Origin of the sequence: Photobacterium piscicola, from assembly GCF_900166965.1 — a bacterium.
GTDB lineage: Bacteria > Pseudomonadota > Gammaproteobacteria > Enterobacterales > Vibrionaceae > Photobacterium > Photobacterium piscicola.
In genome coordinates, this window is the sequence record NZ_FUZI01000001.1 from 290,444 (window position 1) to 304,235 (window position 13,792).

Here is a 13,792-nt window from a genome sequence, read left to right on the forward strand (position 1 = left end):
TTTTATTTGAGATATTGATTATCAATTGCTGATATATTGTCTCATTAAAGGGGCGGTTTCTATAAATAAGAGGTTTTATCTTATCTTTTATTTTGAATGTTTATTTTGCTTTGCTTTTTGCAAACGATATAGTAGATAACTATCATACTGATAATATATGTTATTTATAGATTTAAATTGCAGTAATAAAGGCAATACCTGGCAAACAATTATAATGGTAATAATTCAATGACAGATATTGACGTGGTATTGAAAATTAAGGCTGAAGTGATAGTGGTTCAATATCAGTTGTATTTTTTCTGCATCGCTGGCGAATATCTAACCATAGCATAGGAATAACGATAAAGCTGAGTAGAATCGTTGATAATGGCATCGATAACCAAACGCCTTTTACGCCAAGCCATTGTGGTAAAAAGTATAAAAAAGGAAGTTGTACTAGCATATTACTGACCGAAATAGCTAACGCTTTGCCCGCTTTGTCGACGGACATAAAGTACACGGTTGCTAATACAATTAAGCCATCTAAGAACATAGCAAATAAGTGTAATTTAATACCCGCGATCGCTTCACCTGCAAGTGCTGGATTATCGCTATTGAATAACCCAATTAATGTACGAGGGAAACTATGCAGTAATGCGAACCATGTAATACCAGCAATAATGGTAACTTTAATCGCTAAGTAAGCCGTTTTTTTGATATTTATCGGTTGTTTCGCACCATAATAATAGCTCACTGGTGGCTGCATACCCTCGGCAATACCTTCAGAGACTAAATAATATAAAGTCATCATATAGCCAACAATAGCAAATGCACCAACGGTCAGTTCTGTGCCATATTGCATAAACTGATAATTATGTAATGCAACAACAAAGCTAGCATAAAGGTACATAATTAATACAGATGAGCCAAGACTGATTATTTTCCAGCAGTGACTTAAGTGAATATTGATCATAGTGAAACGGATACGAAGGGGGGAATATGCCGAACAGAAATACACAATGCCGCCAATAACTGTAATGCTTTGTGCAATGATAGTTGCGATTGCTGCCCCTTTTAATTGCCAGTTGAATACACCAATAAAGAGGTAATCTAAGCCTATATTTGTTAATGCGCCCGCAATTAATAAACTTGTGGCTATTTTGGGACTATCATCATTACGTATTAACATTGGCATAGCGCCGGCAAAAATAGTAATAAATGCAGCCCATCCAAAGCTTTGCACATATTGTAAGGCTAATGCTTTGATATTGTGATTTGCACCTTGAATGGTTAATAATGATTCACCAAAATTAACAAATAATCCCAAAGCAATAACACTGACGATAGTAATCAAAAAGACAGCATGATCCAGTGCGCGTTGTGCATGTTGAGGGTTCTGTTCTCCTCGTGCAATTGAGATCAGTGTACCACTGCCGATACCAATCATTAGTCCTAAGCCGGATAGCAGATAAGTGATGGGCCATGCCATATTAATCGCCGCTAAGCCCTGATAACCGACATAGTGACCAACAAAAATACCATCAACTATTTGATATAGGCCCGTAACGAGCATTGCTGCAATTGATGGAATCGCATAACGCCAAAAATTTTGGCTGATAGTGAGGGATGGCGGTGGAGACTGAGCTAATTGCATAAGATATCTCATTATATTGGTAGCGGTATTATCCTTGTTTCTTAGATTGTTCAAAGATAATATCTATCTTATTTTCGGATGGTTTAAACGGTTATGGATTGGACATTAGATCAGCTCAATGCGTTTGTTATATCAGTAGAGCAGGGGTCGTTTTCAGGTGCTGCTCGGCGAATAGGCAAAGCACAATCACGCATAAGTACAGCGATCAGTAACCTCGAGGCAGATTTAGGGTTTGATTTATTTGATCGAAGTGCACGCTTACCTGTATTAACGCTTGCAGGGGAGCAGATGTATGAAGAAGCTAAAGTAGTGTTAGCTCAATGTGATCGGTTGCAATCTCGTGCATTAACATTAACCAAAGGTGAGGAAGTATCACTCACTATTGCCATGGATGAAGCGACGCCGACAACCGTCTTTGAAGAATTTTTTGAGCGCGTTGCTGCTAAATTTCCATTATTGAAATTGACGATTATTAGTGGTTCAAAAGATGATATAGCAAGTCAAGTTGATGATTTAACTGCTGATTTGGGTATTTTATTTTTTAGTAAAACACTGCCTAATAGTTTAGAGTTTACGCCTATTTGTGAGTTTAATTCTTCACTTATTGTGGCTAAAAATCATCCCTTAGCAAAAGTATCTGCACCCACAATGCAACAACTCAGTCAATATCGACAATTACTTATCTGTGATCGAATGGGTTATTACCATACTGACGCTCTTTCTGCTAATTACTGGCATATTGATAGTTATTATTCAATTACAGCGTTTGTATTGAGGAATATGGGGTGGGCATTTGTTCCCGATCATGTGTTTAATTATTCAATCTTTAAAGATGGTGTAGTGAGGTTATCGATTGAAAATATTCCAACCTCGCCTTGGATTGATATGGGGTTAGTAAAACGACGCGATCAAGGTAATGGTCCCGTGTTGCGTTGGATGTATCAAGAATTGAAGACAATGTTCGCCCAACATAACTAATGAATTTATATTTGTAAATGATAGAACAAAGTATGAAAAAAACGGTGATAAAAGAGCCTTTACCATTAATTGTAGCGGGACCAATTTTACGCAAAGCAACTGCGAAAGAATTAACCCTCTGGTTGGTTACGACACGTCAATTAGATGCTGATTTTTGTGTTTTTCTGGGGAAAGATGAGCAGCCTTTTTATGAGGCGAAATTTGATTTAGCGCATCAAATTCAAATTGGTAAGCATGCATGGGTTGTACTTGCTCATTTTAATGGTAATTTTCCACAAGATATGCCACTTGAATATCAGGTGACAACATCCGAAGGTTTGTTAACTGATCTGGTGCCTGATTTATTATACGGTGATGAATCACGATTAAGTGTCATGATTCAACAGCGAGCAGACTATGTATTACATGGCTCTTGCCGTAACCCACATTATCCGAGCAAAGACAGTTTAGTTGCGGCTGATCATAAAGTAAGTACGCTAGCCTTGAGTGAACGTCCGAGCTTATTAATGATGAGTGGCGATCAAATTTATGCCGATCATGTTGCAGGGCCAATGTTGGATGCGATTGAACAGGTAACAGCATTGTTAGGCTTACCTGATGAGACGTTTGAACAAGCGCCAATTGCAGATACTACCGCGTTGTATCAGCATCCTCATAATATTTATGGCCGTGATAAATTATTACCGCATTATGTTAATGATGAAAGTTGGTGGCGACGTTGTTTACCGACAACAACAACCCCTATTTTTAGTTCTCGCGAATGTGAAAATCATTTAATGAGCTTCAGTGAATTTTTTGCGATGTATTTGTTGGTATGGTCACCAACATTATGGTCGTTTGTCGATCGTGACCGTTTTGTGCGCAATGGCTATTGTAATGCGGGGGTTGCAGTATCACTGAAATGGCAGCAAACATGGCAACATGAAGCGCCGATTATTGATGATTTTGTTATGGGGCTAAAGAATGTACGTCGATTAATGGCACATATTCCAACCTATATGATTTTTGATGATCATGATATTACCGATGATTTTCAGCTTAATCGAGGTTGGGAAAAGGCAGCTCATGATAATTTATTTTCACGCCGTATTATTGGTAATGCTCTGATTAGTTATTGGTTATGCCAAGGGTGGGGTAATGCACCTGAAAAATTTCCCACTCAGTGTTTAACACTGGCTAGAACATTCTTTGAGCAACCGACATCGCAGGCTCATGATGCGCTAGCGGAGTATTTTTACCGGTTTGAAGATTGGCACTATACGATAGCGACGGTGCCTAAAGTTGTGGTGTTAGATACCCGTACACGACGCTGGCGCTCTGAATCACATGCTAATCGTCCTTCAGGATTAATGGACTGGGAGGCATTAATTGAGTTTCAACAAGAGCTTTTACATGAATCAGCGGTGATTATTGTTTCTGCTGCGCCAATGTTTGGGGTTAAATTTATTGAAACATTACAACGGATGATGACCTTGATCGGTCAGCCATTAGTGGTTGATGCTGAAAATTGGATGGCACATCCAGGCTCTGCTAATACGTTATTAAGTATTTTTACTCATACAAAAACACCCACAACGTTTATCATTTTATCGGGTGATGTACATTACTCGTTTGCTTACGATATAACGCTACGTAATTTGAAAGGGCAGTTTAAGATCTTTCAAATAACCTGTAGTGGATTGAAAAATGAATTTCCTAATAGATTACTCCGTTTTTGTGATTGGATGGATAGATGCCTTTATAGCCCTCATTCTCCTCTTAACTGGTTCACTAAACGTAAGCGGTTATTGATAGAGAAGCGAGATCCCGATACTGAAGGACACCATAGATTAATTAATCAAAGTGCAATTGGTGAATTGTTCCTCGATCAATATGGTACACCATTAATGATTGATATCTTAACAGCTGAAGGCAAGGTTATTCATTTTCCGCCCAAGGTTTCTTGACTGTAGAATTGCAGTGATTTTACTTGTAAATGACAAAGCTATCATTGTAATATGGTTGTGAATTATTTGTGATTTGTGTCTCGTTAGTAAGTGGAGATTGTATGCGTTTTTCACAGAAGGTTAGTCTGATGTTAGGCGTATCTTTGTTTCTACTTACACTTTTATTAATTAGTGTTGCAGGACGGACATATAAAACAGAGACAGCCATCGGGCGAGTTATTGATACCAATATTGATTTCTTTCAGAAGCAAGATCCGCTTCATTTGCAGGTTATGTCAGAGCAAACAAATAGTATGATTAATCTTAAGATTAATGATGGATTATATTGTCCGGTTGGTGCGCAAGTTGTATTTGTAAAAACAACATGCGCATTATTTGGTGATGATGCTTATGAGTTTATTTCGTGTGGACTTTAAGGTTTGGTCGTTATTAATAATGCATTAGAGGTTATTATTCTAATTTTATAACGATGCTTTAAATAGAATTAATCTTGAATATAATAATTAAAAAATAGAGTGCAAAATAAACAACCTGTTGTTTTTTTGATTCTTTATTGTCAAGATGTGATCTTATCAAGTGTTTTTGAAAATTTATCATTAATATTAATAAAGATGAATATAATTTCTCACTTTTATGATTTTATTTTTATAAATAAAACAGATTAAATACCGCAGAATGAAAAAAAATGACCTATTATTGACTTTGACATGACGTTAACTAGATATGTTTTTCATACTAATCGTGGATACTGTTAAGGTTATATTTTAATGTGGATTTTACAGGAGTTGATATGAAAAAAAGTATTATTGCTATCGCTATTGCGGGTTTAGTGCTTGTTGGTTGTGATCAAGCAAGCCAAGATTCGGCAAAAGAATCTGCGGCTTCAGTAAAAGCAACAGCGGTACAAGTTAAAGATAGTGCTGTTACCACAACAGATGCAGCGCTTGATTCAACAAAACAAGCGTTAAATGATTCTGCTGATGCTGTGAAAAATACCGTTAACGATGCGGTTGATAAAGTAAAAGAGATGAAGAATGGCGCAGTAGATAGCTCTGATGCAGCAATCACTGATTCTAAGCAAGCAGTATCAGATTCGGCTGCAAGCATTGAAAATAAAGCATCTGAATTGCAAACAAGTGCAGAAGATACGGCATCTGATGCAATGGATGCATCAAAAGATGCAGCTGACAGTGCTAAAGATGCAATGAATAATGCAGCTTCAGATGCTGCTGACACCGCGACGGCAGTAAAAGATAAAACAGAAGCAGCAGCGAGTGATGCCGCTGATATGATGGATAAATCTGTTGATTCAGCAGAGAAAAAAGTAACTGATTTAACAAATTAATTCATTTATAGTATTAATTTATATGTTAAGAAGCCGAGTGTTATGAACTAATGCTCGGTTATTCTTTTTTCACAAGGAGTCTAAGGTGAAAAAAAAATATTTAGTCGCTGCGATGTTTATAATTGCACTTGCCGGTTGTGATCAAGCGAAAGATGGTGCTAGTGATGCAGCTGCTCAACAAACTGAAGCACATAATGCACAGAACTCATTAGATTGGATGGGCGAATATACTGGTATTCAACCTTGTGGTGACTGTTCTGGTATTGAAACGAGCTTAACGTTAAATAAAGATGGTACGTTTGTTCTAAATGAAACCTATCAAGGTAAAGAGACGAAACCATTTGTTAATGAAGGTAAGTTTAAGTGGAATGATCGTGGTGATACCATCACATTAAACCTTACCAGTAACAAATCTGTGAAGTATTTTGTAGGTGAGCATCGTATTTTCCGGCTTGATCAAAAAGGCCAGCGTATTACAGGTGATTTAGCAGATGCTTATACCCTGAAACAAAACGATGATAATTAATTTTTAAGAAAATGCCCTGACGTCTTTTTTATTTTAAAATGGCCATCAGGGTATTTTTTTATCTAACGATTATTACTTATAAAGCTGATTACTGTTTATAAAGTAACATGTTATTGTGAACGTTGAATTTCATCATCAACCCAGCGTAATAACTGCTTGATTGCCCGTGATAACACTTGATTCTGGCGCACAATATAGCCCAAACTGGTCGTCGGAAAGTGTGGCAGTGGTGTGATCGTGGTTTTTAAATGTAATTTAGAATGCAATGAAAAACTGGGAACAATTGCTACTCCAAATCCAGCTTCAGCCCAGTCAATTTGAGCATCAACACTGCCAACTTCCATCACATGGTATTTAGCGAGCTGTAAACTTGGCAATGCTAAATCAATCAATTCACGAGTACGGGTATCATGGCCTAATAAAATTAAGGTTGGCTCATCTGCCGCAAGTGGTTGATGTTCAATTATTGCTTCAGGGTCTTGCGATAATCGTTGCCAGCGTTCTAATCCATTCCCTAAAGCACACCACTTAACTTGGCGTAATTCCATAAAATGTAAAGGTTGGCTTTCTTTTTGAGCGATAACAAACCCCAAATCTGCTTTAGCACTTTTTACTAATTCTGTTGCTTGGGACGAAGTGGTATTAAAAAGAGAAAGATCAATGCCTGGGTATTCTTTTTTAAAGGCTTGAAAAGGGCTGATAAGCAATAAGCGTGAGATAATATCACTAGCAGCAATGGTAAGTGTACCTTGGTTTAACTCATTGATTGCATTTAGATCTGCTTGGCAAATTTGCAGTTCCATTAAGGTGTTTTCAGCACTTTTAAGTAATCGTTCTCCCGCTTGTGTTAAACGAAACGGATTTCTTTCAATTAATTTTACTCGTGTAGTCTGCTCTAATTGTTTTATATGAAGGCTGACATTAGGTTGGGTCATATGAAGCGCGGCGGCTGTCTTTCCAAAATGCTGATGCTTAGAAAGTGCAACGAATGTATTAAGCCAATGCAAATCTATCATTTTTACCTTCTTAGTTGGGGGGAGACGCTATTACGGCTAGTAACATTACCTAAGTAAAGACAATAACTAATGTACGCTATATAAGAGATTCTTATCAAGTTAATAACGATTATTGATTATTTTTATTGGGCTATTGAGCATAGGATAACGTCATCGCTTTTGAGGAGTTAAAATTATGTCGTCTATTGTTGTTGTTGGTGCTAACTGGGGTGATGAAGGTAAAGGTCGTATTGTTGATTATTTAGCAGACCAAGCTTCAGCGAGTATTCGTTTCCAAGGTGGTAATAACGCAGGTCACACTGTTGTTAACGATTTTGGTACTTTTAAACTACACCAATTACCAAGCGGCGTATTTAACCCCGATTGTATTGCTGTTTTAGGCCCTGGTATGGTTATCAGCCCAGAGAAATTAAGCCTAGAAATTGAAGAAGTAGCAACATCAGGTGTTGAAGTTAAACTTTGTATCTCTGATCGTGCAACACTATGTCTACCATTACACGCACTAGAAGATACCCTAGAAGAACAACGTCTAGGTGATGGTGCTTACGGTTCAACTCGTCAAGGTATTGCACCTGCATATGGCGACCGTGTAATGAAGAAAGGTATTCTTGTTGGTTGGTTAAAGCAGCCAGAAGTATTACTTGAGCGTATTCAATTCATGATGGATTGGAAATTGCCACAGCTTAAAGCGTTATATCCTTCAATGGAGTTCACGCAAACAGCCGAAGAAATGACAGAATGGCTTCTTGAAGTGTCTCAACCTTGGCGTGACAGCATTTGTAACGTTACTGAGCCACTAAAAGCATTACAAAAAGAAGACAAAACATTATTGTTTGAAGCACAGCTAGGTGCTGGTCGTGACTTAGTTTACGGTGAATACCCATGGACTACATCATCTAACGTAACAGCAGCTTATGCTGGTATCGGTAGTGGTTTACCTGCGCTTCACCCTGAGCGTGTTATCGCGGTTGCTAAATCATTCAGCTCTTCAGTAGGTACTGGTACATTGATCACTGCAATGGAAGATCAAGACCAATTCCGTGAAGATGCAAAAGAATTCGGTGCAACAACAGGTCGCCCACGTGATATGGGTTACTTTGATGCAGTTGCAACACGTAATGGTATTGAATTACAAGCAGCAACAGAAATCGCATTAACTAAGATTGACTGCTTAAGTGGCATGAAAGATCTTAAGATCTGTGTTGCTTACAACGGTGATCATACTGAAAACCCAATTTGGCCTCAAACTGCATCACTAACAGCAGTTTACGAGCAAATGATGGGTTGGGATGAAGATATCACTGGTTGCCGTCATTTTGACGAACTACCAGAAGGTGCACAGCAATATGTACTTCGTATTGAAGAACTAATGGGTGTGCCAGTGAAGATGGTATCAGTAGGTCCTGAGCGTGAGCAAATGATCCTACGTTAATCGTAGCGTAATCAAAAATTATAACGGGCGAGTTACTCAGTAACTTGCCCGTTTTTTATTTGTTTTATTTATATATAACGTAAGTAAAAATAATCAATATAAGTGATGTGCTTATTATTAGAATGGCATATTATTAACCTCGAAACCTCGAAACCTCGAAACCTCGAAACCTCGAAACCTCGAAACCTCGAAACCTCGAAACCTCGTCCCTACCTCCCATACTGCTCCGCAGTAATACGGATCACATCAACAACCACATCACTTGCCGCTTGTAATGAAGGTACGGGTAAATACTCATAAATAGAGTGGAAGTTGTGCGCCCCCGTAAAAATATTTGGGCAAGGTAGGCCTTTTTGAGATAACACCGCACCATCATAACCACCGCGCATTGGGGTTGTTTTCATTACAATGTTATTGCGCTCATAAGCTTGTTTAGCGATTTCAATCGGAAAACTGGCATTACCTTGTAAACTATTCGCCACATTTTGATAGCGATCAGCAAGAGTGATTGAAACTGCTTGTTCTCCCCACAACGCTTGGCAGTTACTCGCTAGTGTAGCTAGAAATTGCATGCGTTGTTGATAGCCGTGTTGAGTAAAATCTCTTACATCCATTTTCAATACCGTTTTGGCACTGTTACCACTCATGTCTTTGACCCAATAGTAACCTTCACGGCCATCAGTGTATTCTGGGGCTTCTCCTGCGGGCAACATAGCAATAAACTTATGCGCCATTAATAATGAATTTTTAAGCTTACCTTTAGCCGACATTGGGTGTGCAGATTGACCTGTAAACGTGATGACAACATCCCCTGCGTTCCAGTTTTCATCAACAAACTCACCAATGCCGCAACAATCTAAGGTGTAACCAAAATCAGCCCCAAAAGTGTCAACATCAAAGGCTTTTGCGCCACGAAGGCCTTGTTCTTCATCAGGAACAAATGCAACTTTAACATCACCATGTTCAATATCAGGGTTGGCAATGAGCACTGTTAACGCATGCATAATGGCTGCAATAGCGGCTTTGTCATCTGCGCCTAATAAACTGGTACCGTCGGTGACGATAATATCTTGGTTTTGATATTGGCTAAGTTCAGGAAATTCAGCTTGTTTCAGTACGATATTTAATGCGGGGTTAAGAACAATATCACCGCCAGTATAATTTACGATATGGGCATGAGTATCATTGCTTTGTTCCGCACTGGTGTCTAAATGACCAAAGAAAGCCACGGTAGGGATTTTTTTCGCACTATTACTTGGCAACGTTGCCGTAATAATTGCACTCTCACGTAAGACAATATCTTGTAAGCCTAATTGAGTTAATTCGGCTGCGATTATTTTAGCTAATTCCATTTGCCCTAGTGATGACGGCATAATACCAGCGGCACCATTTTCACGATGAGTAGTGGTATTAATACGAGTGTAATTTATAAAGCGATCAACAATATTCATTATATTCATCCTGAAGAATAAATTATTGAGAATGGTGGTTAGTCAGTATTTTACTTATTATTTATTCAGATGAATAAATAATGATAACCAGATAAATGTGACCATTCATGATGAGAGGAATATTTCATTATTTATTGTTATTAACAAGAGAATTAATATGATGATCATGGTGTTTTGTGAGCGTGGTAGGATCTTAATCGTGAAGGACATACGAACTAGCCGTTTAACTGCTCACTCTATATGCTGACAGAACTAATATGGTGGTATTTTGTGAAGAAATCAGCGTTACCACAAAAAATGTGTATCGTATGCAAACGTCCTTTTTCATGGCGGAAAAAATGGCAACGGTGCTGGAATGACGTTAAATATTGCTCTGAACGTTGCCGCCGCCAGCGACATTAATCTATTTTGCAATTTTTACAGCGTGATTTTCCCGTAAATAAATAAGAGATTTTGTAGCGATTACGGGCGAAAAACAAATAACATTTATCTGCAAAAAAACGAATAATAGGCCAACGCAGTAATGCTATCCATCTCTTCTTTCCTATAGACCTCCAAGCTAGGTAAGTAACATCGAGCCCAAGTAATAATTGTGGTGATTGTTGCGGTTCAGGAAAATATAACCCATGTAATACTGTTGAAGCGTCAGTAATACTTATATAAGGGAAACGTTGGTTAAAATCAGAGGCAAGAATATCCTCAAAAGAAAGTTGTTGTTGATTATTGTGCTTTTGTAATTGACGCATTTCCTCAATACAGAGTGGGCAACTACTGTCATAGAATATGATTAATTTCATAATGTCCTCCTAATCTCTATTAATAATAGCGACTAATCGTTATTCTTTTGCTGATTTTATAATTTAAGGTTACATCGACTGTAAAACCTAGGATAATAACGGCAATCTATCGTTAATTATCTATAGATGATGATTAATGAGAAAAATTTAAACTGCTAGGATATTGATTATGCGCGCTTTTGTATTACGAGCCCGTTCTGCTCCAACAGATAGTAAGCTATTATTAGCATCAGTTGGACAAGATGCTCACACTGAGATTTTAGCTCACGTTTTGATGAATGCTATTTTTGTAGCACAGTCGCACCGCGAAGATATTATGGTACATTTAGTACTAGAAAGTACTCAAGATTTTTCTCGCACGATTAGCTTTAGCTCTAATGACATCACTAATTTATCTGGGTTTCATGAGCAAGCTTGGCTTGATAAAATTGCTCATGCTTTAGATAAATCGTTAGGCATGGCAAAAGAACAACAACGTAATGTTGAGCCTGGCATTGTCGTTCGAACCATTAGTTTTGAAAAATTAGTGACTGAGCTAGCAGAAGACTATCAGTTATATATGCTCGATAAAAAAGGTGACTTTATACGCGATATAGAGTTGGCTTCAAATCCTTGTTTTTTATTGACTGATCATATGCCAATGCCAAAGAAAAGCTTTAATAGCTTAAAACGCTTAGGTGCAGAAAAAATAAGCTTAGGGCCTAAAATGTTGTTCGCTTCGCAATGTATTGTCTTAATACATAATGAATTGGATTTAACGCTATAATTTTTATTGTTATAAGTTGGTAATAAATAAAAGCTGTTAAATGATTTGTTGATGTTTCAATAAATCATTTAACGGCTTTTTTTATATCGTCATAAATGAATAAATATGCACATATTGAGCTTTGTGTGGTTTTTTATGTGATATTGGTTGCAATAATGTAACTATAAGTAGATAATATCGCTAAATGGTATATAATCGATTGCCGTTTTTTATATACAATAATGTTCGTTTTATTTATATGAAAATTAAGATACTAAATATGGAGCAAGATTAAGCTTGAGCTTGCAGATGTTCAGTGTATTTTCAGTATTAAATACCAACGGTATTTCAAATCAAATAACAATTATTACCGTTAGCCTATATGGCCCCTTTATTAGGAAACAATATGCAATTATCCTCTCAGCCTAAAGGGCTTTTTCACCTCATTGCGATACAGATGTGGGAATTCTTTAGTTATTACGGCATGCGGTCGTTATTAATCCTCTTTTTAACTCAAAAACTTTTAATGTCTGACGACCATGCGTATGCCCTTTATGGTGCTTATACGTCACTAGTTTATGTTACCCCTATTTTAGGTGGCTATTTAGCTGACCGTTATTTAGGTAACTATTGGTCAGTTATTATTGGTGGTTCATTAATGGTTGCTGGGCACGCCGTGCTAAGTATTCCAAGCCATGACAATACGATGCTTTATGCAGCATTAGCATTGATCATTTGTGGTTATGGTTTTTTTAAAACTAACTCAAGCTGTCTATTGGGTGAGTTATATAAAGACCATGAAGATGCACGTGAGTCTGGATTCTCTATTTCTTATATTGGTGGCAACGTTGGTTCGGCATTAGCGCCGATATTCTGTGGTTATGCTGCGAGCCGTTGGGGCTGGAACGTCGGTTTTGCCTTAGCAGGTATTGGCATGCTTATTGGTTTGATTATCTTTAGTACTGGTCGTAAACACTTCGCTCATGTGCAAAAAGCAAATCTACCAGCATTGCGTAAAAAGACTGCAGGATTTAGCCATTGGCAATTGATTATTCTTGGCGTCATTGTGTGTGCTGCGGGTTTAGTTTTTGTGTTACAAGATTTACTTGCGGGTTATATTCTTGCTGTTGTTTTAGCTTTCTCTGCATTACAAATGTTTCGCTTATATCGTAAGAGTAGTACCGAAGATCGTAAGAAATTAAATGCGATTATTTACTTTATGTTATTTGGTATGGTGTTTTGGGCATTTGATCAGCAGGGTGGTAGTTCTATCAGCTTGTTTATTGAACGTAATATTGATACCGATATCTTTGGATACCATATTCCAACCGCGTTTTTCCAATCAGTAAACCCTGTTGCGGTTATCGTGGGTGGTATTGCTGTGGCGTGGCTATGGAAAGTATTAGCTGCTCGTCAAATTTCAGTCCGTACTCTAACTAAATTGAATATGGGTCTGTTTCTACTAACGGCTGGATTTAGCTTGATTACGTTATCATCTAAATTAGCCATGGTAAGTGGTCACACAACATTCTTATGGCTATTTATTGGTCTATTCTTAATTGGTATTGCTGAGTTATTTATTGACCCTGTGGCCTTATCTGCGATTACACGTATGAACCCTCAAGGTGCTACGGGTACAGTTGCAGGTATCTATATGTTAATGGGTGGCTCAGTCGCTAACTATTTAGCAGCAAATATCGCAGAATTGACATCAACAGGTACACAAGCTACCAATACTGCAGATTTAATTGCTTCAGCTACACAATATCACCATGTGTTCCAATCAATTTTAATTGTAACCGTCGTGGTATTAGTACTCGGTCTTTTAGTGAATTTTAAAAATCGTAACGAGCCTGAATACGATTAATTTACTCTGTTAGAAACGGCCGATAAGGTGAGCTATTTGTAGCTGGCTCTATCGGC

13 protein-coding genes are annotated in these 13,792 nt (G+C 37.8%); 9 read left to right on the forward strand and 4 right to left on the reverse strand.

What is annotated here, in order from left to right:
* Positions 1–256: 256 nt before the first annotated feature.
* The gene (locus CZ809_RS01335) at positions 257–1,633 is read right to left on the reverse strand and encodes an MATE family efflux transporter (protein WP_080155649.1); all 1,377 of its coding nucleotides are present in this window, start codon (positions 1,631–1,633) and stop codon (positions 257–259) included.
* Between the two features lie 93 nt (positions 1,634–1,726).
* On the opposite strand from CZ809_RS01335, the gene CZ809_RS01340 reads away from it, so the two are divergent.
* The 5 genes from CZ809_RS01340 (at position 1,727) to CZ809_RS01360 (ending at position 6,428) form a co-directional block, all read left to right on the forward strand.
* Positions 1,727–2,611 (forward strand): LysR family transcriptional regulator, encoded by an 885-nt coding sequence (locus tag CZ809_RS01340; protein WP_080155650.1) that lies wholly within the window; start codon positions 1,727–1,729, stop codon positions 2,609–2,611.
* Between the two features lie 32 nt (positions 2,612–2,643).
* On the forward strand, positions 2,644–4,557 hold the full coding sequence (locus tag CZ809_RS01345) for a metallophosphoesterase family protein (RefSeq protein ID WP_080155651.1): 1,914 nt from the start codon (positions 2,644–2,646) through the stop codon (positions 4,555–4,557).
* A gap of 101 nt (positions 4,558–4,658) precedes the next feature.
* Positions 4,659–4,973 carry a hypothetical protein gene (locus tag CZ809_RS01350; RefSeq protein WP_144396131.1) on the forward strand — a complete coding sequence of 105 codons (315 nt, stop codon included), beginning with the start codon at positions 4,659–4,661 and terminating at the stop codon, positions 4,971–4,973.
* A 374-nt stretch (positions 4,974–5,347) separates the two neighbouring features.
* Positions 5,348–5,902 (forward strand): hypothetical protein, encoded by a 555-nt coding sequence (locus CZ809_RS01355; RefSeq protein ID WP_080155653.1) that lies wholly within the window; start codon positions 5,348–5,350, stop codon positions 5,900–5,902.
* Between the two features lie 85 nt (positions 5,903–5,987).
* Positions 5,988–6,428 carry a copper resistance protein NlpE gene (locus CZ809_RS01360; RefSeq protein WP_080155654.1) on the forward strand — a complete coding sequence of 147 codons (441 nt, stop codon included), beginning with the start codon at positions 5,988–5,990 and terminating at the stop codon, positions 6,426–6,428.
* Between the two features lie 110 nt (positions 6,429–6,538).
* On the opposite strand, the gene CZ809_RS01365 is transcribed toward CZ809_RS01360, so the two are convergent.
* Positions 6,539–7,444, reverse strand: a complete 906-nt coding sequence (locus tag CZ809_RS01365; RefSeq protein ID WP_080155655.1) for a LysR family transcriptional regulator — start codon at positions 7,442–7,444, stop codon at positions 6,539–6,541.
* 175 nt (positions 7,445–7,619) lie between these two features.
* On the opposite strand from CZ809_RS01365, the gene CZ809_RS01370 reads away from it, so the two are divergent.
* A complete protein-coding gene (locus CZ809_RS01370) occupies positions 7,620–8,876 on the forward strand; it encodes an adenylosuccinate synthase (protein WP_080155656.1) in 1,257 nt (418 codons plus the stop codon).
* 209 nt (positions 8,877–9,085) lie between these two features.
* Here CZ809_RS01370 and pepT read toward each other — a convergent pair whose 3' ends face one another.
* On the reverse strand, positions 9,086–10,327 hold the full coding sequence (gene pepT / locus CZ809_RS01375; RefSeq protein WP_080155657.1) for a peptidase T: 1,242 nt from the start codon (positions 10,325–10,327) through the stop codon (positions 9,086–9,088).
* A gap of 240 nt (positions 10,328–10,567) precedes the next feature.
* Here pepT and CZ809_RS01380 point away from each other — a divergent pair, with 240 nt between their 5' ends.
* Positions 10,568–10,729, forward strand: a complete 162-nt coding sequence (locus CZ809_RS01380; RefSeq protein ID WP_080155658.1) for a DUF2256 domain-containing protein — start codon at positions 10,568–10,570, stop codon at positions 10,727–10,729.
* Here CZ809_RS01380 and CZ809_RS01385 read toward each other — a convergent pair.
* Positions 10,726–11,124 carry a thiol-disulfide oxidoreductase DCC family protein gene (locus tag CZ809_RS01385; RefSeq protein ID WP_080155659.1) on the reverse strand — a complete coding sequence of 133 codons (399 nt, stop codon included), beginning with the start codon at positions 11,122–11,124 and terminating at the stop codon, positions 10,726–10,728. The genes CZ809_RS01380 and CZ809_RS01385 overlap by 4 nt on opposite strands.
* A 169-nt stretch (positions 11,125–11,293) precedes the next feature.
* Here CZ809_RS01385 and trmY point away from each other — a divergent pair, with 169 nt between their 5' ends.
* Entirely contained in the window at positions 11,294–11,890 is a 597-nt protein-coding gene (gene trmY, locus CZ809_RS01390; protein ID WP_080155660.1) for a tRNA (pseudouridine(54)-N(1))-methyltransferase TrmY, read from the forward strand.
* A gap of 385 nt (positions 11,891–12,275) precedes the next feature.
* Positions 12,276–13,736, forward strand: a complete 1,461-nt coding sequence (locus tag CZ809_RS01395) for a peptide MFS transporter (protein ID WP_080155661.1) — start codon at positions 12,276–12,278, stop codon at positions 13,734–13,736.
* Positions 13,737–13,792 lie beyond the last annotated feature (56 nt).